This window comes from Alteromonas sp. 38 (assembly GCF_902506055.1).
GTDB classification, from domain to species: Bacteria; Pseudomonadota; Gammaproteobacteria; order Enterobacterales; family Alteromonadaceae; genus Alteromonas; species Alteromonas lipotrueae.
This window is the reverse complement of sequence record NZ_LR733300.1, coordinates 2,368,653-2,392,830: the sequence shown is the minus strand read 5'-3', so window position 1 is coordinate 2,392,830 and position 24,178 is coordinate 2,368,653. Positions and strand designations below refer to the sequence as shown.

General features: G+C 41.6%; 22 protein-coding genes. 15 read left to right on the top strand and 7 right to left on the bottom strand.

Features of this window, described 5'->3' with window-relative positions:
* Positions 1-97: 97 nt before the first annotated feature.
* The 3 genes from infC (at position 98) to rplT (ending at position 1,331) form a co-directional block, all read left to right on the top strand.
* Positions 98-646: a translation initiation factor IF-3 gene (gene infC / locus FLAVO9R_RS10350; protein WP_126873690.1), complete on the top strand. Its 549-nt coding sequence runs from the start codon at positions 98-100 to the stop codon at positions 644-646.
* 113 nt (positions 647-759) lie between these two features.
* Positions 760-957 (top strand): 50S ribosomal protein L35, encoded by a 198-nt coding sequence (gene rpmI, locus FLAVO9R_RS10345; protein ID WP_012518091.1) that lies wholly within the window; start codon positions 760-762, stop codon positions 955-957.
* 17 nt (positions 958-974) lie between these two features.
* Positions 975-1,331 (top strand): 50S ribosomal protein L20, encoded by a 357-nt coding sequence (gene rplT, locus FLAVO9R_RS10340; RefSeq protein ID WP_013784592.1) that lies wholly within the window; start codon positions 975-977, stop codon positions 1,329-1,331.
* 242 nt (positions 1,332-1,573) lie between these two features.
* Here the strand turns inward: rplT and FLAVO9R_RS10335 are convergent, their stop codons facing one another.
* Together FLAVO9R_RS10335 and FLAVO9R_RS10330 are read right to left on the bottom strand one after the other, a co-directional pair.
* Complete coding sequence (locus tag FLAVO9R_RS10335) at positions 1,574-2,461, bottom strand: hypothetical protein (protein WP_159531030.1); 888 nt, start codon at positions 2,459-2,461, stop codon at positions 1,574-1,576.
* A 209-nt stretch (positions 2,462-2,670) separates the two neighbouring features.
* Positions 2,671-4,125, bottom strand: a complete 1,455-nt coding sequence (locus tag FLAVO9R_RS10330; protein WP_159531028.1) for an undecaprenyl-phosphate glucose phosphotransferase — start codon at positions 4,123-4,125, stop codon at positions 2,671-2,673.
* A gap of 691 nt (positions 4,126-4,816) precedes the next feature.
* On the opposite strand from FLAVO9R_RS10330, the gene FLAVO9R_RS10325 reads away from it, so the two are divergent.
* From FLAVO9R_RS10325 to FLAVO9R_RS10305, 5 genes are read left to right on the top strand one after another with little or no spacing between them, the layout of a single operon-like run.
* Complete coding sequence (locus tag FLAVO9R_RS10325; RefSeq protein WP_159531026.1) at positions 4,817-6,019, top strand: outer membrane beta-barrel protein; 1,203 nt, start codon at positions 4,817-4,819, stop codon at positions 6,017-6,019.
* Positions 6,020-6,063: 44 nt separating this feature from the next.
* On the top strand, positions 6,064-6,564 hold the full coding sequence (locus FLAVO9R_RS10320; protein WP_201299299.1) for a polysaccharide biosynthesis/export family protein: 501 nt from the start codon (positions 6,064-6,066) through the stop codon (positions 6,562-6,564).
* Between the two features lie 30 nt (positions 6,565-6,594).
* Positions 6,595-8,811, top strand: coding sequence for a GumC family protein (locus tag FLAVO9R_RS10315; RefSeq protein WP_159531024.1), 2,217 nt, complete (start codon positions 6,595-6,597; stop codon positions 8,809-8,811).
* 7 nt (positions 8,812-8,818) lie between these two features.
* Positions 8,819-9,547 carry a tyrosine-protein phosphatase gene (locus FLAVO9R_RS10310; protein WP_159531022.1) on the top strand — a complete coding sequence of 243 codons (729 nt, stop codon included), beginning with the start codon at positions 8,819-8,821 and terminating at the stop codon, positions 9,545-9,547.
* Positions 9,534-10,271: a VpsP family polysaccharide biosynthesis protein gene (locus FLAVO9R_RS10305; protein WP_159531020.1), complete on the top strand. Its 738-nt coding sequence runs from the start codon at positions 9,534-9,536 to the stop codon at positions 10,269-10,271. Before FLAVO9R_RS10310 ends, FLAVO9R_RS10305 begins: the two co-directional genes overlap by 14 nt.
* A 17-nt stretch (positions 10,272-10,288) precedes the next feature.
* On the opposite strand, the gene FLAVO9R_RS10300 is transcribed toward FLAVO9R_RS10305, so the two are convergent.
* From FLAVO9R_RS10300 to FLAVO9R_RS10280, 5 genes are all read right to left on the bottom strand, one after another.
* On the bottom strand, positions 10,289-10,699 hold the full coding sequence (locus tag FLAVO9R_RS10300; RefSeq protein WP_159531018.1) for a 3-phosphoshikimate 1-carboxyvinyltransferase: 411 nt from the start codon (positions 10,697-10,699) through the stop codon (positions 10,289-10,291).
* A gap of 78 nt (positions 10,700-10,777) precedes the next feature.
* Positions 10,778-12,190 carry an O-antigen ligase family protein gene (locus FLAVO9R_RS10295; RefSeq protein ID WP_159531017.1) on the bottom strand — a complete coding sequence of 471 codons (1,413 nt, stop codon included), beginning with the start codon at positions 12,188-12,190 and terminating at the stop codon, positions 10,778-10,780.
* Between the two features lie 65 nt (positions 12,191-12,255).
* Positions 12,256-12,834: a hypothetical protein gene (locus FLAVO9R_RS10290; protein WP_159531015.1), complete on the bottom strand. Its 579-nt coding sequence runs from the start codon at positions 12,832-12,834 to the stop codon at positions 12,256-12,258.
* Between the two features lie 89 nt (positions 12,835-12,923).
* Positions 12,924-14,867: a bifunctional diguanylate cyclase/phosphodiesterase gene (locus FLAVO9R_RS10285; protein WP_159531013.1), complete on the bottom strand. Its 1,944-nt coding sequence runs from the start codon at positions 14,865-14,867 to the stop codon at positions 12,924-12,926.
* On the bottom strand, positions 14,864-15,562 hold the full coding sequence (locus tag FLAVO9R_RS10280) for a transglutaminase-like cysteine peptidase (RefSeq protein WP_159531011.1): 699 nt from the start codon (positions 15,560-15,562) through the stop codon (positions 14,864-14,866). Before FLAVO9R_RS10280 ends, FLAVO9R_RS10285 begins: the two co-directional genes overlap by 4 nt.
* A 442-nt stretch (positions 15,563-16,004) precedes the next feature.
* Between FLAVO9R_RS10280 and FLAVO9R_RS10275 the strand changes: the two genes are divergently transcribed.
* From FLAVO9R_RS10275 to FLAVO9R_RS10245, 7 genes are all read left to right on the top strand, one after another.
* On the top strand, positions 16,005-17,141 hold the full coding sequence (locus tag FLAVO9R_RS10275) for a glycosyltransferase (protein WP_159531009.1): 1,137 nt from the start codon (positions 16,005-16,007) through the stop codon (positions 17,139-17,141).
* A 6-nt stretch (positions 17,142-17,147) separates the two neighbouring features.
* Entirely contained in the window at positions 17,148-18,479 is a 1,332-nt protein-coding gene (locus FLAVO9R_RS10270; RefSeq protein ID WP_159531007.1) for an O-antigen ligase family protein, read from the top strand.
* Positions 18,476-19,588 (top strand): glycosyltransferase family 4 protein, encoded by a 1,113-nt coding sequence (locus FLAVO9R_RS10265; RefSeq protein ID WP_159531005.1) that lies wholly within the window; start codon positions 18,476-18,478, stop codon positions 19,586-19,588. Before FLAVO9R_RS10270 ends, FLAVO9R_RS10265 begins: the two co-directional genes overlap by 4 nt.
* Positions 19,585-20,451: a glycosyltransferase family 2 protein gene (locus tag FLAVO9R_RS10260; RefSeq protein WP_159531004.1), complete on the top strand. Its 867-nt coding sequence runs from the start codon at positions 19,585-19,587 to the stop codon at positions 20,449-20,451. Before FLAVO9R_RS10265 ends, FLAVO9R_RS10260 begins: the two co-directional genes overlap by 4 nt.
* 49 nt (positions 20,452-20,500) lie before the next feature.
* The gene (locus FLAVO9R_RS10255; RefSeq protein WP_159531002.1) at positions 20,501-21,772 is read left to right on the top strand and encodes a UDP-N-acetylglucosamine 1-carboxyvinyltransferase; all 1,272 of its coding nucleotides are present in this window, start codon (positions 20,501-20,503) and stop codon (positions 21,770-21,772) included.
* A 9-nt stretch (positions 21,773-21,781) separates the two neighbouring features.
* Positions 21,782-22,765, top strand: a complete 984-nt coding sequence (murB, locus tag FLAVO9R_RS10250) for a UDP-N-acetylmuramate dehydrogenase (protein WP_159531001.1) — start codon at positions 21,782-21,784, stop codon at positions 22,763-22,765.
* Between the two features lie 137 nt (positions 22,766-22,902).
* Positions 22,903-24,165 carry a glycosyltransferase gene (locus tag FLAVO9R_RS10245; protein ID WP_159530999.1) on the top strand — a complete coding sequence of 421 codons (1,263 nt, stop codon included), beginning with the start codon at positions 22,903-22,905 and terminating at the stop codon, positions 24,163-24,165.
* Positions 24,166-24,178: the final 13 nt, after the last annotated feature.

Sequence of the window (24,178 nt, the reverse complement as noted above, 5' to 3'; positions counted from 1 at the left end):
TTGAGGGTTTTCGTGTATACTACACGACGGTGTTTGCTTACCAGTACTGAACATTACACAGGCGGTAAGCAAACAGAAGAATTAAATGTTTGGAGGAATGCACATTAAAGGCGCTAATAACAAGGCTCAGGGCGACAAAGCCCGCATAAACGATGAAATTAAAGCCAAAGAAGTTCGCTTAATTGGCAAAGATGGTGAACAAGCCGGCATTGTGACGTTAGCAGAAGCGACGAAACTTGCTGAGGAAGCCAGTCTTGATCTAGTAGAAATCAGTCCGAATGCTGAGCCGCCAGTCTGTAAAGTTATGGACTATGGCAAATTCCTCTTTGAAAAAAGTAAAGCTCAAAAAGAGCAGAAGAAAAAACAGAAGCAAATTCAGGTCAAGGAGATTAAGTTCCGCCCTGGCACTGATGAAGGCGATTACCAGGTAAAACTGCGCAACCTGCGTCGCTTTCTTGAAGGTGGTGATAAAGCCAAAGTTACGATCCGTTTCCGCGGACGTGAAATGGCGCACCAAGAGATCGGTATTGAACTACTAAACCGTGTTAAAGCGGATTTAGAAGAGATTGCTGTGTGCGAGTCTTTCCCACGTCGTGTGGAAGGCCGCCAAATGATCATGGTGCTAGCCCCAACTAAGAAGTCGTAGTGGTCTAAAAGTTTTTGAGGTACTGCAATCTCAAAACACCCTGCGGCTAAACATTAACCGACAAACGGTAACTGCATACCCAGCGTCGATATTAACAATGCGGAGTTTTAGCAATGCCTAAAATGAAAACTGTAAGCGGTGCCGCCAAACGTTTTAAGAAAACGGGTTCTGGCCGCTTTAAAAGCAAACAGTCTCACTTACGTCACATTTTGACTAAGAAGAGCTCTAAGCGTAAACGTCACCTTCGTGGCAAAAAACTGGTTCATGATTCTGATACCAAATTGGTTCAGCGCATGTTGCCGTACGTATAGACTTAGGAGACTGATTAATGGCTAGAGTAAAACGCGGCACGGTAGCACGTGCACGTCACAAAAAAGTCCTCAAGCAGGCAAAAGGTTATTACGGTGCTCGTTCACGTGTTTATCGCGTAGCGGTACAAGCCGTAACTAAAGCTGGTCAATATGCTTACCGTGACCGTCGTCAGCGCAAGCGTCAATTCCGTCAATTGTGGATTGCACGTATTAATGCTGCGGCACGTCAAAATGGTATGTCATACAGCCGTTTCATTAACGGTTTGAAAAAAGCGTCTGTTGAAATCGATCGTAAGATCCTTGCCGACATCGCTGTACATGACAAAGCGGCTTTCAGCGCACTAGTCGATGCGGCTAAAGGCGCATTAGCTTAATTATTAACTAATTAAGTTTAAGTTCTTTCGGAAAAAGGCGAGCAGGATGCTCGCCTTTTTTCGTTTCTGGCGTTTAGAAATATAAAATCGTTTTCAATAGTTAGCGGCATATCGGTGAAACCTGAATAGTCGAACGCCGCAAATAGAAAAGTGTAAAAACACCAGACACCTAATAGCTCGAAATTTATTCAAGACGCTAACGATCAGTGCTAAGCAAGTGTAAATCCAATGCTAGGCTAGAGCTAAAAGGGTACGGTTAAATTAATCCCTTCGCTCATATAAATATCATCATAAGCCAACCCCCCATTGCCATAAGGTTGTTTAATTGGCCCTGTATTGCAGTTAGCCAAAAAGTAAATCAGGGGTAATTCCCGCTTCATTCTGAAGTTGGCATTTTCGTAAACTAGCGATTGGCTTGAAAACTCGCCGCCTTTCACATACACACGATATACTTGCCCGCCATTTTTAACGGTGGCGTTATTAACCACATACCAAATGCTATACCATACACCTTCTTTTAAAGGCTTAGCATCTTTGTTGTTGTCAGTATTTTTTACACTGGCATATTGGCGATACTTGTCTTCGCTGTCTATTTTAACCATCAGACTACCATTGTTTTTAAAACCGTTAGATTCCGCCTTATCGGTAACCCGAAGGGTAGGTTCAAATGCGTTGTAACCATGTTTAATTATGTCGGCAGGGTGCATGTTGCTAATGCCAAAAGCATGGTTATTAGGAAAGCGCTCAAGGCGAATTCTTGTATAAAAGCTATAAGTTTCACCAACAGGAATTGGCTGGGGTAGGGCTTTGAACGTAAGGGCTTTTCTATTGCCTACCACGCCATCTGGCGCAGGTTTTTTAAATAAGAAGCCATTGTTGACACTGGGCACAGTAGAGGAGGTATCTTTAATTGAATTTGACGCTGAATCTGAATCTTGAACCCGAATTTCAGTAACTTGGGCATTTTCTAAAAAGGGGGTAGTATCGTTTTGCGTGTCGGCTAATTGCCAACCAGTTAGCGTTTTAGTATCAAAAGTATCAATCACTAACCAAGGCGAAGGGTGTTGTGTAGGTAATAAGTAACAAGCAGTAAGTAAGAATGACGTACTAATCAGTAATAGGTACTTCATTACGTGCCTTGAAATGTAATGACTGTTGCTTATTTATACACGTAAGGCACCAAAAACTGCAATGTAAAATAACCATTTAAATTGCCTTTAAGTTTTACTTAGTGTGTGCAATTACAGTTAACATATCCCCATTGGTAGAAACAAAAAAGCCTCAACATAGAATGTTGAGGCTTTCGTTTGTCAAATTTTACGAGCTGTAACTAATAAGTTTAGTAGGCGTTCTTATTCGCTAACCCACCAAATACCGTCATAAATACAATTTTAATATCGAACCAAACAGACCAACGGTGAATGTAGTCTAAATCGTACTCTACGCGTTGTACCATTTTGTTCACTGTCTCTGTTTCGCCACGTAAGCCGTTTACCTGCGCCCAACCGGTAATGCCTGGCTTCACCTTGTGGCGCAGCATATAACCGGTAATAAGCTTACGGTATTCTTCGTTGTGCGCTACCGCATGGGGGCGGGGGCCTACAATTGACATTCTTCCCTGCAGAACGTTTATAAACTGCGGAAGTTCGTCTATAGAAGAGCGACGCAAAAAGCCACCAATCTTGGTTAAGCGAGCATCATTCTTAGTAGCCTGTTTAACCACATCTCCGTTGTCTTGCGTGGTCATAGATCGGAACTTATAAACCGTAATTTGTTTTCCATCTAACCCGTAACGCTTTTGTTTGAAAATAACGGGGCCTTTAGAAGTAAGCTTAACTGCCGCGGCTATGCCTAACATAGGGATGGCCAACATCATTAATATTAAAATGCTTAATACAATATCTTCAAAGCGTTTTAAAATGTCGCTAGCACCTTGGAAAGGCGTGTCGTATACACTTAACGCTTGTACCGACCCAATCGACTGCCAGCGGGCATTAAGCAAGTTATACATAAAGAAGTTAGGAATAATATAAACGTTAGCGGTAGTGTCGCTGCACTTTTCAAGAATGTGACGAATACGGTTCTCTGCACTCATTGGAAGAGCAATGTAGATATAATCCACTTCATTGCGCTTAGCCATTTCAATAGCCGACTCAATATTGCCTAATACTTGGTTTTTAAACTCGTGCGGTAAGCGATCTTCACTTCTATCGTCGAACAAGCCTAAGAAACGAATACCTAAATGTTCGTTCCCCATAATTTGATTAGCCATGTTGTAACCCAATTGGGTTGCACCAATAACAATCGACTTTCTCGAGTTTAAACCGCTACGGCGAAGGCGAAATAAAAACTTACGCATAACATAGCGCCACGCGATAACCGCAACAAACGATGATGCACACCATAAAATTACACCAGGGGGCGTAATTCTAATATCACCAAAGAAAAAGAAACCGAACGCCATTGTTGCTAGCATGCTAAGCGCCCACGTTATAGCTGCTGCACGTAACATTTCTGGTGTTCTGTGCCCCCGCCAAGAACGATAAAGCTCTACGCATTCACCCGAAAACTGGAAACTTATAACGTAAACAAATAGGAATAGAAGGCTGCCAGCCGTTACGGGGCTGTCGTAATAAAATGCTGAAGCGTAATAAAGTAAGGTCACAAGGCATAAATCAATAAGCCTATAAATGGTTGAAAAACCACTTTGGTTCCTAACTATTAGCCCGCCCGAAGCATTGGGTTCAACCTCGTGAGATTTGAGGACTTGGTTAGGTGCTACTTTATTATCCATGTAAGTATCTCTAAGAAATAAAAGTTCACGCCGACTTCAATTGTCAATAAAGCAAAAGACCACTGCGTTTATTAAGGCTTTAGTTAAAACTAAAGCAAAATGTGTACCGGAAAGCTTTCGAAAACAAAAAATTGAAAACATGAAGAGGGGGTTAACCACACTACGCTAACAAAAAGCCGATTAAGTGATGTTACCACTCTTTCAGCTTAACCATAGTATAAGCAGGTTGTAATTTTATTACAAAACTATTGAAAGCAATTATCTAACTGATATTGTAAGATAACCTATAAGCTTTATACTGCGTGCGGTTACTCTTCAGCTTCCACATTAGAAACTTCATTCAAAACTCTGTAGCAAGGCTGCGCATGTAGCAAGCAAGCCGGAAAAACAGACACATTGCTGCAATATTTAATAGCTATGCTATCAGCGGTGATGGGGTGGCCTGAATGTCGCGCTTTTAGTGGGACGGCTGCGTGAGTACGACTGATTCAGCCAACACAATAGGGGGCTAAACCTTGTGTGGCACAGAATTAGCATGTTTAGCGGCATATAACTGAAAGATTATAGATATCACACTCAAATCGGTTGAATAAAGGTGGTTGGTGTTGTTTTTTTGAGCACTGAAGCAAATGTTGCACTGTTTTACCCCAACATTTACCCGAATAAAACCAAAAAAATTTTAGGAGCGAGTATGTTTAAAAGGACAACAGGCCTTGTTGCACTGTCGGTAATTAGCGCCATATCGAATGCACAAGAGGCTGGCCGTATTGAAGCAGGCCAATTCGACATTATCCCCACCTTCAACACATCAATGAGTTATGTTGATAACGTAGCTTACGCTCGTGATGGTGAACCTAAAATTTACAGCTGGCGGGCAACGCTATCGCCAGAAATAATTGCCGCCACAGAAGTTGATGGTAACCCTGTTCAATTTGGTTATCGATTAGAGCGCGGCGTGTACTTCTCGAGTAGTGCCGATGATTACACCGATCATTTTGTTGAAGCTACCGGTGAGTATGAGCTAAATAGTCGTCATCGCCTTAGTGGAACAGCGCAATATGAAGATGGGCACGAAGATCGCGGTACTGGTTTTTCACTAGGGGCCGGCAACGACATTACTACGCCTGATAGGTTTAAAAGTATGTATGCGGGTGCCGAATACAGTTACGGTGCATTAACCTCGAATGGCATGCTTACGCTTAAGGCAAATCGCGAAACGCTAGATTATGACCGAGAAGAACAAGCTTACCTGCTTCGTGATCGTGCTAAGAATAAAATAGGCGCTGAGTTTGCCTATAAAATTGCACCTTCAACAGCATTAGTTATTGATGTAACCAATACTTATACCCGTTACGACCGTGAGTTGTCAGCAGCCTCAAGCCTAGATAGTGACACGCTACGTGTTTTAGGTGGTCTTACGTGGGAAAGTACCGCCGCAACAACTGGTTTTGCAAAAGTGGGTTACACGGAAAAAGATTTTGAATCTGCAACCCGCAGTACGTTTTATGGTGTTGATTGGGAAGCCGGGGTTGAATGGCAGCCTGTTACCTATTCAACGTTTCGTTTTGCTACCAGTGCCGATACACGTGAAACCAATGGTGAAGGTAATTTCATTCGTGGTCGCGATTACACAGCATCATGGGAGCATGAGTGGCTTCAGCGCTTAAGTACGTCGGCCAGTATCAGCAAACTTACTGATGAATATGTATTAGACGACGAAGGCATTGCCAACCGTGAAGACGATTTAATGCGTTATACCGCCGCGTTAAACTATCAAGCACGTCGTTATTTAAGCTTCTCTTTGTATTACACATTAAATGATAGAGACAGTAACCGAGATACGATAGGTTATGATAGAAGCATAATTGGTTTATCTGCCGAGGTTAGCCTGTGAAGCAAAGTGTAAACAGTATTTTCGCATTCCTTTTTGTTGTAGTGATGTCGTTCAATGCCCTTGCACAAGAAGGCAATTTAAGTATGAGCCGCTACCAATTGGGCTCTGGTGACAGAATAAGCATTAATGTATTTGGCCAAGACGATTTGTCGATGGAAGTACGATTGCCCGATGTTGGCACTATTAATTACCCGTTTATGGGTGAAGTTAAATTAGTAGGGTTAACATTAGGCGAAGTAGAGCAGCTTATTTACGAAGGCTTAAAGGGGGACTACTTAGTAAACCCGTCGGTGTCGGTTACTATTATTGACTACCGCCCCTTCTTTATAGACGGCGAAGTAAAACGCCCTGGTGGCTACCCTTACCAGCCCGGTTTGTCGGTAAATAAGGCGGCAGCATTGGCAGGCGGTTACACCGAGCGCGCAGCAAGAGATAAAATAACAATAGTTCGAGAAAAAGATGGCACATCACGTAGCTTTACCGTAACAGTAAGCGACATGATTCAGCCCGGTGATATCATTACCGTTAACCAACGCTTTTTCTAATTAGCAAAAATTTCAGGATACAAAAATAACATGGCAGTAAATCAAAGGGACGATGTGAATCATGGCGTGCTAGATAGTGAAACTATCGATATAGCGCACTATTTTGGCATACTGAAACGCTACGCTTTTCGCATTGTTTCGTTAGCCATAGCATTCACCATATTGGTGGCTTTGCTGGTAATGCGAATGACGCCACTTTATACGTCGTCTACCACTATATTGGTCGATTCTGAAAACGCGAATGTGGTTTCAATAGAAGAAGTGTATGGCTTAGATACTAAGCGTAAAGACTACATGCAAACCCAATACGAAATATTACGTTCGCGCCAAATAGCCGAGCGTACCGTAGAGGGGATGAATTTACACTTAAACGATAAGTTCATGCCGCCTGAAGAAGGCCCCAGCGCGATTGACTCGCTTATAGACAGTGCAAAAGACATGCTGCCGTTCCTGCCTCAAGAAGAAGTGGTAGCGCGCACAGAAGCGCAAATTATCGCCGCTAAAAAACGTTCGGCAGTATTCAGATTAATGCGCGCTGTAGAAGTAAGCATGGTAGATAACACCCAGGTAATGAAGATTTCTGTAACCACCGAATCTGCATCCTTGTCGGCTGAAATTGCCGATACTATTGCCGATGTTTACATTGAAAACTATTTGCAAGCCAAGCTTGATATGACCGCTAAAGCAACGTCGTTTCTTACCGAAAGCTTAGAAGGCTTAAAAGATAAACTCGATATTGCTGAAAAGAACCTATCGCAGTTTTATGAACGCAATCAAGTAGTAAACATAGATGGTGTAGTAGGCCTTGCCGCCGACGAACTAGAGCGTTTAAGCACGCAGTTACTTGATGCCCAAACCGCATTAAAGTTAAACGCGGTAATATACAGACAAACTCGCAATAACGTAACGCTTGACGACATTGCTCGGTTACCAGAAGTACTGAATCACCCTACCATCCAAGGGGTACGCCGCGACGAAGCTAAAGCCATGACCCGCGTGTCTGAACTTAGCAAAGTATATGGCCCTAAGCACCCTAAGATGATTGCGGCAAATGCTGAGCTGTCTTCCATTCGCGAAACGTTAAATACGCAAACTCGCGATCTTATTTCTAGTATTACTACCCAATACCAAGTTTCAGAGCAGCGCGTTGCGCAATTGAAACAAGAAGTAGAAGTGGCAAAAGCAGAGTTTCGAGGTCTTTCAGCTTTAGATAATGAGCGCAAAGCCCTTCAGCGCGATGTTGATATTAACCAGCAGTTGTACAATTCCTTCTTTACCCGTTTGAAGGAAACCGATGAATTAGGTGGTTTTGAATCAGCTAACGCTAGAGTGTTAGATAGCGCAGTTGTGCCATCGGTACCTTCTGAACCGAATAAAAAATTGTTAATTGGGGCGGCTTTTGTATTTAGTATTGGCTTTGGCGTGTTTTTGGCCATTACCATGGAAACCCTTAATAGCGGTATTCGCTCGGTAGAAGATGTAGAGCGTAAGTTAGGCCAGCGTATGTTGGGTTTAATTCCTTGGCTTGCCCATAAAAAGAAAACTAACTTACCTATTCGCACTTATTTCGACGGTAAAAAACATCAGTTCGCAGAATCGGTTAGAACCTTACGTACTAGTTTGTCGTTATTGAATTTAGATAAAGGCAATCAGGCTATTATGGTTACCTCTAGTGTGCCGAAGGAAGGTAAAACTACCGTGTCTATTAACCTGGCATTCGCGTTAGGTCAGTTAGACAAAACCATATTAATAGATGCCGACCTACGCCGCCCAAGTATTGGAAAGCAGTTTAATATTCCTAACTACCAGCCAGGCGTAGCTAACCTTATTCTTAAAACGCACAGTTTCGATGAATGTTTGGTGCGTGACGAACAAGCGAATATCGATATTCTTTCGGCAGGTACTATACCGTCTAACCCGCAAGAGTTGCTGGCCGATAAAGGCTTCGATGCGCTAATTAAAGAATTAAAGACCCAATATAAATATGTTGTGGTAGATACAGCACCTACCCAAGCGGTAAGTGATTCAATGGTAATTGCTAACTCGTGCGACTCTATTATTTACGTGGTACGTGCCGACAGTACGAGCGAAAAAATCATTAATACTGGGCTGTCTCGTTTCTTACAAGTGGGTCATCGTCTTGATGGGGTAGTGCTAAATCAAGTAGACTTACGAAAGTCTGATGTAGCACAGAGGTACGGCGGGTTTTATGATCAGTATGATTATACTAGTCATAAGGACAGCTAATAATTAATTGATAGACCTTCACAGTCATATATTACCTGGCATTGACGATGGTGCCAGAACCATGGCCATGTCGATTGACATGGCCAAACAAACACTTGAATGCGGCGTGAGGCATTTGGTTTGTACCCCACATATACACCCTGGTTTCTTCGATAATACGCCTGCTATTATTGAAAAAGCGTATAACGAACTTGTGTTAGCGCTTCAAGATGAAAAAATTCCCCTTACCTTATCGTACGCTGCCGAGCTTCGTGTGTCGGAGCATATTCCTATATGGATAAAGCAAAACGCGGTGCCTTTTTTAGGCCAGATTAACGGCAAGAAAGTGATGCTGCTAGAGATGCCTCATAGCCATGTGCCATCGGGGCTAGAGCCGTTAATAAAATGGTTATTAAAAAACAACGTGCAGCCACTTATTGCACACCCTGAACGCAACCGAGAGCTACTGCGCGAGCAACACAAGTTCGACTGGTTGCAGCGCATAGGCTGCTGGTTTCAAGTGACTGCGGGGGCACTTACAGGCCGATTCGGTGAGCCTGTACAGAACTTTGCGTTAACACTGCTAGCCAATAAAAGCTTTCATGTAGTGGCGTCTGATACCCACGATACGCTTCGAAGACCCAATGACATGGGCGAAGCCTTTGCTGTGGTGTCGGCAGTAGACGCCGCGTATGCTCAGCAAGTTTTCGTTACTACACCGGGTGAAATAGTAGGGGCAGGTAGTGGCGTTAGCTAGCGTGTATGAGCATCATCAATTAGCGATAAAACGCATTGCTCGTAGCGTGTTTTTCATTACTGCTGCGTGGGGCGTAGTGTGGAGTGCACAGTTTTTTGTATCGGGTAATTATTATTATCGGGTGAACAATCAATTAAATGCTTGGCAGAGTAATCCTGAACGCGTAACAGCTAGCAAAGTAAGCGATGCTATTACCAAAATAGATTCCGCTATTTCCATGTTCCCCAATAACGCACTTTATTATCAAATGCGTGGCCAGCTTTATGAATGGCAAGCGTTTACTGCAAATGGCACGGCTGATAGCAATAAAGCAAGCATGTTGAATCTTGCGGCGGCCAATTATCAGCAAAGCTTATTGCTACGGCCGCTTTGGCCAGCAAGCTGGGTGGGCTTAGCGTCGGTTAAATGGAAGCGTAACGAAGTAGACGACACTTTCTATCAATATATGAAAAAAGCCATTCAGGTAGGCCCACAAGACGCTATAGTCCATCAATTTATTGTAGAGTTTGGCTTAGCCAATTATGCAGCACGTTCGCCTGAATACATTAAGGTTATTCAGCCCTTAAAACATCATATGAATTTAGGGCTAATAAACCCCCATAGCAGGGAAGCTATAGTGCAAAGTATTGTGAACTATAACGCAGAAGAGCCAGCATGCCGATGGATGCGCTTGGCCACTTACCCAGTAAGAAAACGCATTCCCAACTGCATTACTTACAAATAATATTATTACGCTCGCATTTAAAACTTGCTTTTAAGCCAATCCCACAAGCCTAGTGAAAAGTTTTCGAATAAGTTAATACCCAGCCACGATTTTAGTATGTACAGCAGTACCATACCAACCAGCAATGAAAATAGAAGAAACAGAGTAAAACCGAAAGCTAACGTAAGTTGGCCAATTTTACTTTCTATACGGGAAGGATCGCGTTTATCTTTACCGCCTAACAGCACAAAATAAAAGCGGCTACGGCCAATACCTAGGGTGCCGCGTAAGTCTAACTTATGCTTGCCCCAACGCCTGCCTGCCAATGCGGTATTAATATGGGTAAGCTGTTCTTCACTAAACGAGTTGGCCACATGCTTGGGCATTCTTTCTAGCATATGCTTTACGTTGGGTTCTTCCTGAATGGGGTGATTAACTTTTAACACCACGACTGATTTTCCATAACTGAATCCATTAATAAATACTTAATTAAATCTCTAATTAGGCTTTTATTAAAAACCTTAATTTTACGATTTGTGCTTACGTGTTGTTGATTTTCGAACCCGAATTCGGTTACTTATTGCACCTAGTGCAAGTAGAGTAATAAAGATAGCAGCGTTAGCCGGCGCTTGTAAGGGAAAGTCTACGCTTGTGTGCATTGCCATACCAATAATAGCCATAAAACACGCAAACGCGGCCCCGCGCGGAAGGGGATGGTGTCGCTGACGAAAAGCGTTGAAGGCATTAATGCCGCAAAACAGCACAAATATGCCCATTAGTAGTGCGCCAATAACGCCAAACTCAATACTAAACTGTAAGTATTCATTATGAGCATGGTCGTAAAAGTGCTGAATGCTCTCACTTTGAAACTGGGGGTAAACGGTATAAAAGGTACCGCCACCTGTGCCAATTAGTGGGTATTTTGCTAACAAAGGTAGTGTATCGGTAACCACTTCATCTCGGCTTTCATGGGTTAAGTCGGTTTGCTCAAGGCGCTCTTTCACTTCGTTTAGCCCAAATACGCTACTTACAATCATAATGTCGATAACTAGCATGCTAACAAATAAGGCAATGTAGCTTTTTTGTCTAGGCTTGAAGTACCATAATCCTAATGCCGCCGTTATGGTCATACTGACAAAAAATGCGGTGTTACCCATTCTTGAGCGAGACATTACCAGTGCAATCACCATAATAATAATGCCAATACGAAACAGCACTTTATTACCTAGCCAAAACTTAAGCCATTTTCTAAGTCGCTCTCGTTTTGTTAGCCCATCGTCATCACCTAAACTGGCAATGAGGTACCCTAACGCAGCACTTAACGTAAGCAGCAAGTAGTTTGCAAAATGGTTCTTGTATATGAAACTGCCGGTAGCAATGTGACTAACGGGTTGTTTGAACACTAGGCTGTACTCAATGCCCGATAGCACCTCGAGCGACCCATAAATAGCTTGAAATATACCGCTTGCGCTAATGCTAATTAGCACTAGCTTCAACCGAGATGTTGATCGTACTAAAGCTAAAACACTGAAAAAAAGCAGGCAGTAACAAAGGGATTTCAAAAATACTATTTGGCTTTGGCCTACATCAAAACTAAGGGGTAACCAACGAGCACCAGCCGATACGTTAGCGTATTCAGGTAAAATTTTTTCGGGCCGAAGGCTGGCAACAAATGATGCGGGTAGGGGAATTAAATTAAGTAACTGCCAAGCAAGAAACAACACCCAAAGCAGAACGAAAAAGCGGTATTGACGCACTACCAGAGTTACGGCCCTGAAGTGAAAGGCTATTAAAGATGCACTTATACAGAATATAGACACTTGCATGAGTGCCCACGCCCAAGGACGGTTGGCACCTAAAGGAATAGGCAGCCAAAAAAGGGTAAATAAAAGAAAACCGAAAAGAAGCTTTTCGGTTTTTCTATTATTATTACTCAGCATTCACTATCGCCACTTCTTACTACCACTAACGATCACCAACACAGAGTTTTAGTTAATTTAACGTTCTAATTTGCTGAAACCGTGGTGTCGCCACCACCCGCACCGGCTGCACCAGTACCCACGCCTAGTGGTGATACGTCGTTGCCAGCAGCACCCGCCGCTGTAGCGGTAAGTGTTGAGGTATCAATGCCTGCATTAATGGCAGCTAATAGTGCATCTTCTGCGCTAACAACGCCGGTTTGTAATGCAACGTTATAGATTTCGTTGGCATTTTCTGGAAACATAATCATCGCAATGGTAACCACTTGTGATGCCTGTTCAGGTAGTGCCGCAAAGCCAGCAATGGCTAATTCAAACCCAGTAGCGTTATCTACAAGTAAACCCACCATGCTTTCGAACGAAGCTTGGTTAGTTTGTAAAAAAGGTAAACTTTCAGCCGGAATAGCAACACTGCCATTCGCGAGCACATCATTGCTAACGGTAACTGATGCTTCTTCAGCAGGTGTGCCGCTATCAATGGCAGTTAATAGTTGGTTTCTAATTTGCAAACCTGGAGCGCTACCTGCGCTGTCTTGCGCAATGGCCACTGGCGATATAGCAATAAGTACACTTATTACTAAAGAAAAAATAAATCTATTACGCATAATAGTTCCTACATCAAAAAATGGGTTTGCATACACAAGGCATTGTATACCAAATGAACGCGCGTTGTCTTAGCTTTTTAAGCGGAAAATTAGTTACCTAACCGCCAAGCTGTAGGTTTTGCAAAGTGAAAACCTTGCTGATAAACAACCTGCAGCTTGTTAAGCGCGCCGCTTTCAAGTTCGCTTTCAACCAATTCCGCAATAACCTTAATGTTTAACCCATTAGCAATACTTACCAAGCTGCTAACGAATAGCTGATTGTCTTTGTCTTCGTGTATATCTTTGGTCAATTTGCCGGATATTTTTACAAAATCGGGCTGAATGGCCCTTAACCCACTTAATGATGCAAGATTGTCGCCAAAATGTTCAATAGTTATTGTGCACCCTGCTTTTTTCACCATGTCGCAAAATTTAAGGGTAGCTTCCCGGTAGTAAATAATGGCGGAGTCTTCAATTTCAAACGCCAATCTATCGCACAACGACTTGTGTTCAAGAAGATAACCTTTAAGCCATTGACAGAAGTCGGCATTCGCTATTGATGCGGTAGCAACGTTCACCGCTACCGTATGAGGGGAGGACATGAGTTTACTGACTACCAGCGACGTTACCAGCCTATCTACTTGGGGAATAAGGTGCAGCCGCTCTGAAGCAGGAATTAACTGCGACATGGGTATATCGGTATTGGTAGAAACGTCTTTAAAGCGTGCGAACCCTTCGTAATAACAGGGGGCATTATTTTCGGTACTAAAAATAGGCTGTATTAAAATGTCAGCATACTGTTGTAACAGAATGTTGTTCAGCCTTTCACGCCACTCGGTATTGCTATGAATGTAGGTTAGCTCCGAAGCAAACTGCCAACCTCTGTCTAGCTTAGTGGCGGCTAATAGGGCGCTATCTGCTTTTTCCATTACTTCACTAAAGCTATTTTCACTGGAATACTTAGCCGCGCCAATCCACGCTGTTTTATCGCCATCTTTAAGGAAGTCTATTTGGTTAATGTCTTGGGCTAGACTTTTTAGTCGTTTTTCGCACTCTTGCTGCGATACCGCTTCCATTAATAAAGCAAAGTCGGAACCCGACACCCTAAACAAGGTGACTTTATCGGGGAATTGTTTAATTGCACCTTTCAACACTTTTGACGCAGCACTAACATATTCATCGCCTTCAGCGCCGCCCAGCAAATTATTTACCCGTGCAAGCTGCGTTAACCTTATTAACACCACGTAACCTTGTTCTACCGTAGCAGCGCCACTTAATAGTGCATTCATGTGTCGATTAAAGGCATTTCTATTAGAAAGCCCCGTTAGGCTATCGCCATACGCAATGGCCTTAAATTGTTCAGCCCGTGCAGTAAGTTCTTTAAACATGCTTTCTACCGCTCTAGACAACTTATTAACGGCTAGCGTGATGAAAGAAAATTCTTTAGTAAAAGGCTGGTAGTCAATTTCAGAAAACTTTTGGTTTTGAATATCGCCTATTTTTTGCGTAACAATTTCCAAGGGCTTTGTAATTTGGCGAATAATAACCAGCAGCACCAAGTAGGCAATAATAAAGGCAATAAAAAACATTAATGCACTTTGGGTAATGCTATCCCATAGCTTTTCATTCGCAAGCCCTGGGTGGCTTTGCACGGTAAGTTGCCCTGCTATTGTCCAACCATCGTTAAGCTCGGTGCTTTTTACCGGTGGAGTAACGTGTACAGCTTCGGTAAACCATTTAGGTACCGTATCTATTTTATTCGGATTTTGCCGAAGAATAAGAGTATTCCCGCTGGCGTCTTTAACCGAAATAGTTTGGTAGTAGCCCCTGTCGAATATGGCGTTCACCATGGTTTCAGCCACCGCCTGACCATTTTCTTGTGCCAAATAAGGCGCCATGGCTAAGCCTAGCGATGTGGCAGTGTCTTGTGCGTGGGTAGCAAGTTGTTCATTCACGTATTCTTTGGTCATTTTTACGTTAATAAAAAAGGAACCGGCGAACACGGCCAGTAAAAAAATAAGCAAGCTAACGCTTAGTTGGGTAGATAATTTCATTGTTCTTGTGTATCTCCGAGCATTACGCTGTTTAAACGATCTATCATGTCGTCCCACATTTTCATGGGGCCGCTGCCTCTTAATTTTCTGCCTGTTCCCATAGACTTCGCAGCCCACAGACCGTCACCGTTAAAGCTATAAACAGGTGCAAGGTCGCGCCGTTGGTTTGCTGGCAGTATGCGACGGTTAATATTATCAAGCACTAAAGGAACAGAGGTAGGGCTTGGGTAATAGGCTAACACCATATGAGGTTGGTTTAACTCTAACGCGGTTACATACATAAGCCGAAGCTGCGATTTTGGAATACCAAGTTCTATTAACGAAAAGTATTTGGCGATTGAATAATCTTCACAGTCGCCAGCGCCCGTTGCAATAAACTCGATTGGCGTGGCCCAGTAATCCGGCTGGCGCCAGTGCTTTAGGTCATCTACAAAGTCGAATCGATTGAAAAAGCGATTCACTTGATAAAGTTTTTCATCAATATCGTCGTTCTCAATATTGCTTACTAGTTGTCGCCACTTTGCAACATCAGACGCACCGCGTTTACCAAATAGGGCTTCAACCCGGCTGTAAACCTCTTCAGTGAATATGTTTTTCTGCTGCGCGATAACCAAAGATGCCACACCGAAAAACAGCCCCGTTAAGGCAAAAATACAGGTTCGTCGGTAAGTTTTACGCGCGTAGCGGGTTGTCATGCCAGTTGAGCCTTAATGCACCATAATGAGACGAATTTATTAGAATAAATAGCTGTAAGAAAACGTTAACCACTTCATAGTATATTAAACATGTGGCAGTAAATTGATAGTGTCAAACTTATACAAAAGTTAAAAGTTATTTCAACAAGGTAAGGCAGGAAAATACATTAATGCCCACATTTGGCATGTTTCATGTATGGTTTTAGTGAGTAACCGCATTAACGGTTAAGTGCATAATAGTAACGTAAGCACATAGTAAGAAATAAGCGTGCACGCAAGATGCTTGCAACACGCATAGCTAAATTATTACCAATATACGTATTACAGGTGGTTCAGCAAACGTACTGGTGCCGTAATGTTGTAATTTTACTACAAAACCAAAATAGAGCTGTGCTAAACTTGGCACTAGCATTTAGTCTAAAGACAAGGAAGATGACGTTTCATGCTGAAAAGTAACCGCCCCGTGGTGTTTATCATTAATTCCCTTGAAGGCGGTGGTGCTGAACGGGTTATGGCAAAGTTGCTGGCTATAATGGAAACGTATTTTTCCGACGCTGGCGTACCTGTTCACCTTGTATTACTAGACACGCTTGAAGAAAGTCAGCAGTGCCCCCCTTATGTGACCAAAACAGTACTTACCAGTAATGGCAGCCTTAAAGCCGGTTATCAACAATTAAAGCCTTTGCTTGCTTCTTTAAACCCTCAAGTTTGTTTTAGTTTTTTAACGCGTAGTAATTTCTTAAATATAGCGATAGCAAAATCGTTAGGTTACTGCGCCATTATTAGCGAACGTGTAAATACTACTAGCCATTTATCGGGTGGTTTAAAAGATGGAATTAGCCGTTTTTTAGTTAAGCTTTTGTACAAGCGTGCCAATAACGTGGTGGCTGTGTCTGAAGGTGTAAAAGCCGATTTAATTGAAAACTATGCGGTGCCAGAGCCTAAAGTATCTTTATTATATAACCCTTACGATATTGCGCAGCTTCATGAACTAGCAAGTGAAGCGGTAACCGACATTCCTAAAGCGCCATACATTATTGGGGTAGGGCGGTTAGTTAAAAACAAAAACTTTTCACTGTTACTAAATGCTTATGCGAAAGCCGATATTGTTGAAGACTTAGTTATTTTGGGCGTGGGCGATGAAGAGGCCATGCTAAAAGCGCTAGCTAAAACACTTGGCATTGCAGATAGAGTGCATTTTTTAGGTTTTAAGCCAAACCCTTACCCCTATGTGGCCAAGGCAGAATATTTTGTTTCAACCAGTAATGCAGAAGGTTTCCCCAATGCCATTGTGGAAGCCATGTGTTTCAACAAGCCGGTAATTGCAACAAATTGCGAGTCGGGCCCAGCTGAAATTATTGCCGAACAATACCCGTACCAAGTTTCTGGTGCCAGCGAAGAAAAGAATGGCATACTGTGCGAGTTAAATAACGCCCAAGGTGTTGCTGATGCGTTGGTGTTATTCAAAGGTAGTGCTAACCGATCGCGATATGTTCAAAAAAGCCAAGCGTGCGCGCAGCAGTTTTCCTATGCCGCTTTCCACAAGCGCGTAAGTGCCATTTTAGAAAAAGAAGACTAACTAATTATGTTTGAAGCAATCAAACTACTGGTAGGGGTGGTTAGCCTAATAATGGTGTATAGAACCATTACCGGTAATTGCAATAAGTATTTAGCGTTTGCCATTTGCGCAATATGGTTGCGCTACTTCTTATCTGCATTTCATACTATTACCTACCCGCCACTAGTAGCTGGCTTTTCAATTAACGCATTGGGAAGTATAGGCGTAGCGGGTTTGGGCTTACTGCTTATTCCTACCGCTGTTTTTACCTTAAAAAAACTGTTTCCTTTTTATATATTTTTTACTGCCATTGCAGTAAGCGGCTTTGTGAATATGCAAATACCCGGCACCATTAATGTATTGGTAAAATGGTGTTATTTCTTGGTGTTAGCGGGGGCGTTGTTCCTATCTATCCGCAGCCAAGGGCAGAATGAAACGTTTAAAAAGTTGCTGGTTGCTTTTGTTATGCCGGTTACGCTTCAAATTTTGTCAATAGTATTTGGCCAAGCAAAGGCGGCAGAAGCTGATGGTTCGACTAGCTACATTGGTGGATACAACCACGAAGCGGCTTTTTCTATGATAATAGTGAGCTTTATATTTGTTGTAGGGCTTACAGAAAAAAACACGATTCGCTTTAGAACCAGCTTGTTTACATTGTCTATTATTCTTCTTGTATTAGTTAACTACCGAACCGCTATTCTTACTATATTGCCAATTGCCGCTGTATTTTATTTTACTTTGGTTGAGCAAAGGTTAAAGCCATCTCAGAAAGCGCCGGTATTAACTATTGTAATCATGTTTTTAGTTAGCGCTTTTATGTTGCTTTCTTTTACTATGCGAGAGCGCTTTGCGGACGTTGGATTATTAGTAAGTAATTTAGATATCATTTTTAAAGCACCAATTTATTTTAGCGAAGCAGAAAAAGACATTATGTCTGCCCGGGTGTTTATCTGGAGCCAATATATAGATGCATTTGCAAATGCAAATATGCTAAATCAGATGGTTGGGTTTGGGCCCGATTCTTGGAAAGGTGTATTTGCTAAATACGCACACAATACCTACGTTTCAAACCTGTATGAATATGGTGTTATAGGGTTCTCTGCCTTTATTTTCATGTGTTTATTTTGCTTGCAACAAGCATTCAAAATTGCCAATAAGGGGTTATCTAAAATAGTGGCCTTTTCAATTGTAGGCTTTCTAATCATGAATATGGCCACAATGCCATTGTGGAATATTGAAGGGCTAGTGTTCTTCGCCATATTGATAGGTGTGGTGTTTTCATCAGCATCGGCTAAAAAACCAATTTTTTCTAAAGTTCATGACAGAAAAGCAAATCATGAAGTTCGTGAGGTAATATGAAGATATGTGCAATAGGATTACGTGGAATACCTGATGTTATGGGTGGAATAGAGTCCCATTGTCAGCAGTTGTATCCTCGTATGGTTGAAAGTGGTGTAACGGTAACAGTAATTGCACGATCGCCTTATGTAAATCAAAAAAAGTATACTTATAAAGGCGTTAACGTAATAAGTGTATGGACGTTACAACATAAATTTTTAGAAACGTTTATGCATACTTTCTTCGCTATTTTATACGCTAGAATATTTGTGCATCCAGATGTTATTCATCTTCATGCTATTGGCCCTGCTTTGTTTACACCATTAGCAAGATTATTAGGAATGAAAGTAGTGGTTACTCACCACGGTGCCGATTATGACAGGCAAAAGTGGAATGGCCTGGCAAAGTTCATACTCAAAACTGGCGAAAAAATGGGTGTGCTTTTTTCCAACAAAATGTTTGTAGTGGGTAAAACACTTACCCAAAAACTAAAAACACAATTTCCGAAGCAAGCCGAAAAAATTAATTATGTGCCAAATGGAATGCTTCCGTCATTTACTGGGGCAATAGCGGCAAGTGCGCTTCCTAAAGAACTCTGTATATCTTCACAAGGTTATATTTTAACAGTAGGTAGATTAGTACCCGAGAAAGGCTTTCACGATCTTGTTGCTGCTTATAAGGCGTCAAGTAGCCATTTGAAATTGGTGATTGTGGGTAAAGCCGATCACCAAGATGAGTACGCCTCTTCTTTGGTGGAAGAGGCAAGCGAAAATATAATTTTCGCGGGGCGAAGATCGGGTGATGAACTAAAGGCGCTTTACAAACATGCGAAAGTATTCGTTCTGCCTTCATACCACGAGGGACTACCTATAGTGGCACTAGAAGCCATAAGTGCGGGTGCGCCAGTATTATTAAGTGATATTTTACCGAATAAAGATATTGAAGCCCCCGAAGACAGTTACTTTCCAGTTGGTGATACGTCAGCATTATCTGAAAAGATAACGAATTTAGATTCCCTGAATTTAGACTTAGATCAAAGTGCATTTTTGTATGAATTCAATTGGGACAGGATTGCGGAAAATACTATTTCACTACTAAAAATAATTGGCAAAGAAGGTGATACCCAGTGAGTTTAAAAATCTCAGTAGTAATAACCACCTACAATCGCCCTGATTGCTTATTAGAAGCCCTAGAGGGGGTTAAAAACCAGATTTGTTCGCCGCATGAAATAATTATTATTGACGACAATTCAAGCTGTTCGTACGACAGTGTTATGCCAGCTATTAACTCGCTTAATGCTAAATATTGTAGACAAAATGTTTCTTGTGGCGCGAATAAAGCGAGGAATTTAGGCGTTGAGTATGCCTGTGGTGACGTGGTTGCCTTCCTTGATGATGATGATATTTGGCTACCTGAATACCTAACTATCTTAAGTGAGCAGTTTCGAGCTGGCGCAGATGCTTGTGTTTCTGGTTTTAAGCAACTGGGTAAAGAGGACGTAGTTGTAGTTAACAAAGATACTTCAGTTACCAAATCCTCACTACTGAGAGGTAACACATATTGCGGAATGAGCGGCTTTAGCGCCAAGCGTGAGTTGCTTCTAAAAAACACCTTTGATGAATCGTTGAATAATGGACAAGATTGGGACATGTACGTTCGACTGTTCCAACTAGGAGTGACATTTGTAAATGTGCCTAACCCCATTTTCTTGTATAGATTTCAAAATGAAGATGGTATTGGTGCAAAAGTACGCAAAATGAAACCTGAACAAATCGATAAACGATTAGGATCTGCGTATAAACATAAAGAATTTTTAGGCGAATATTGGTTCAAGAAAAGAGTATCGGAGCAATTTCTTTTTTCTTTGAAACACAAAAATAACAAGCCTTCTTGGATAATATATTCGATTAAAAAGGCAGGGTTAATCGCAACGGGAATGTTTTTTGTTAGAGCGTTTAATAGAAAGTTAACAAAACGACCGATGTCTATCTAACGTTTTAATCACCTCATTTAAAAATCTAAAGTTAACAATAGGATAGTATATGAAAGCAATTATTGAAGGTGGAAAAACTCCACAAGGAACGATAAACGTAAGCGGAGCAAAAAATTCAGCTACTCGTCTTCTTGCTGCTGCGTGTATTTCGGATGGGGAAGTAATACTTCAAAATTTTCCAACACAATTAGTGGATGCGCAGCACAAAATCAGATTTCTTCAAAATATTGGTGCTGAAATCATTGTGGATGACGAAGCTGAAACGCTACGCATTAACAGTAAGGGAATAACATCTACAGAGCTCGACGTTTATGATTATCCAATTCGTACGACTTATCTTCTTGCGGCTGCTCAAATAAAGCGATCTGGAAGTGCGAAAATTCCTTACCCCGGAGGTTGTAAAATTGGTAGTCGTGGATACGACCTTCATATTATGGTTTGGGAGTCATTGGGCTGTAAAGTGACAGAAGAGCCTGACTTCATACATATAGAGGGAAAGAGTTTTATTGGCGGTCAAATAAAGTTCCCAATTTCAACTGTAGGTGGCACCGAAAACGCCCTTATATGTGCGAGTATGGCTGTAGGTAAAACAGAAATCATTAATGCTTACATCACGCCAGAAATTGAAGACCTTATTGATTTCCTTCGTAGAATGGGAAGCGTGATTGAAGTAAACGGCAGTAGTAATATTATTGTAGAGGGTGTCGACTATTTAAAAGGCACTATAAAAAGTGTGATGTATGACAGAATCGAGGCATTAACTTGGTTAGTATATGGCGTTCTTTCAAAAGGTACTCTTTTAATTAATAACGTTCCATTTGACTCTATGGAAGTTCCGCTTCTACATTTGAAAAAAATGGGTATCGATTTTTTAAGTAATTCCAATAGCATTTACTTTTCACCAGATTGTATTAAAAATGGTCAAGTCGAATCTTTCGAATTAGCTTGTGGTGCCCATCCTGGCATTATTTCCGATATGCAGTCTTTCTATACCCTTTTAGGAATAGTCGCTCAAGGCGACTCACGAATATTCGACTATAGATATCCAAAGCGCATAGCATATGCAGATGAACTTCAAAAACTAATTGACGTGCCAGTGGTTGAAACTGAAGAAGGTAAGATCACTACGCGTGGGCCTGGTGCTTTTATACCGGGAGAAGTAACGTCTACTGATTTACGTGGAAGTATGGCGCTAGTTATGGCTGCTTTATGTGCAGAAGGAAAGTCAGTAGTTAACGACGTAGAAATGGCACTTCGTGGCTACAACAATCTCGAAGGTAAACTTGCACAACTTGGCATTCATATAGAAATACAAAAGTAGGATAATCGTATGGAACTCCATTTGCCGTTTGAGTTGCAACAGCAACTAAACGCCAAATTCAAGGACGAGGTAGAGTACCTCGTCCCACTGAATAAACTAAGCTACTGGAAGATTGGAGGTTTAGCTCAATGTGTCATTACGCCTCGTTCTCTTGAGGGTTTACAAGAGGCATTAGCAATCACCAGTACATTCGAAGATGTTCCACGGTTGGTAATTGGTGACTGTTCAAATCTTCTTTTTGACGATGACGGTTTTAATGGGATTCTTATAAAAATTGGCAATGGGCTAAGCAAGATTTCTATTAGTGAAAATAGAATTTACTGTGAGGCAGGCGCATGGGTTCCCGAAGTAGCTTACCATTCATATCGACATGGTTTGAGTGGCATAGAGCACATCTGTGGTATACCTGGGCGTATCGGTGGCTTGGTTTACATGAACGGTGGTAGCCAGCGAAGAGGAATCTTAGAGAACGTTGAAAGTGTAATTGTGATGTCACTCCAAGGGGAGTCACGTACTATCAATGCAGATGAAATTGAACATTCTTACCGTGAGTCTCCTTTTCAGGGCGAACCAGTAATTATTGCTGCGGTGACCCTAAAGTTAGAAACAAAAGAACGTTCTTTAGTGCGCAATGAGATGCGAAAAATATTATCGAGTCGTAGAAAAAAATTCCCCCGTAAACTTCCAAACTGTGGCTCTGTCTTCCTGTCTAACCCTGCTATGTACGACGTTGTTGGACCTCCAGGGTTTGCTATAGAGAAAGCGGGTTTAAAAGGTGTTAGGAAAGGTAATGCTCAGCTATCTCCCTTGCATGCAAATTTCATTGTCAATCTTGGGGGCGCGTCAAGTAAAGATGTTCTTTACCTAATAGCACTAGCCAGAAATACTGTAAAAGAAAAGACCGGGTTCAGTATGGACTGTGAGGTCAGATATATCCGCCCAAACGGAGAGATGACGCAAGCACATACATATACTGATGGCTTGGAATTGTAATATAAAGTTAACAATCTGAGTTTTTATTCCAATCATGAAGCTAACATGTATATCTGAAATAAACATGATGTAGTTTACGGGTGTATTGTTATCCCAAATATATTGTAGAGATGTACCTCGAAAAGGATTGTTATATCATGGAAAACCAAAAAATTAGTGTGCTTTATTTTCTTAATCGCTTTCCACTGCCTTCGGAAACATTTGTAATTGATCAAATTTGTGGCTTGATGGATAGAGGAATAGAAATAAGCATTATTTCGCTAATTAAAGGCGATTACGAAAATATGCATGAGAAAGTTATCGAATACGGACTGGACAAAAAAACAATTTATCTATCTGAGCAAACGAAAGCCAAATTTACCAGTCGCATTACTTCTTTAGGTTCATCATTATTTAATCCAAAAATTTTTAGGCTATTAAATTACTTCAAATATGGGAGTGTAGCTAAGAACTTACTACTCCCACTACTTGAGAAGAAAAAAGAAAAAAGTGAATTCGACTATATAATAGCCCACTTCGGTACTGCTGGTGTTACGGCAATGAAAATTATGGACGCTGGTGTCCTTCAAGGTAAACTTATTCCAGTATTCCATGGTGCAGATATCTCAAAGAAGAAAAACTTAGAAGCATATCAAGCGGACTACAGGAAATTGTTTAGTAAGTCATTCGCCTTATTTCCAATTAGCGATTTGTGGAAAAGAAAGCTGATAGAGTTAGGTGCTGATAAAAGTAAAACAATGGTCAATCGTATGGGGATTGATGTTGTTCGCTTTACTTTCGTTGACTCAGCGCCGTCGGAAAGTGACTTTTTCAATATTGTTTCTGTCGCTAGAATGGTCGAGAAGAAAGGTATTGATGATGCCATCAAAGCAATGAGCTTGCTTAAATTGCATACAAATATACCTTTTACGTACGATTTAGTGGGAGGGGGGCCATTATTTGAAGAAATGAAAGAGTTAGCTAGTGAATTAGGGCTTTCAAATACAATAAAGTTCCATGGTGTTCAAACGCAGTCGAGAGTAAAAGAGCTTCTGAGCAACGCTAATGTATTTTTATTACCATCGAAAACTGCAAGCGATGGTGATATGGAAGGAATTCCTGTTTCATTAATGGAATCGATGTCTAGCGGTATCGTAACAGTTTCAACTTTTCATAGCGGAATTCCGGAGTTAATTACACATGAAGTGGAGGGCTTTCTTGTACCGGAAAACTCTCCAGAAGATATTGCTCAGCAGCTCAGTAGGATAATTAATGACGAATTCGATTTATCACAAATAAGACTAAATGCACTGGCCAAAGTTAGCGGCGAATTTAACCAAAAAAACGCCTATGACCAAATGTATAATTTTCTAAAAGAGAACCTAGATCTTTCACAGCCTTCAATTGAGAATTTTAAATAAAAAGAGTTTACAA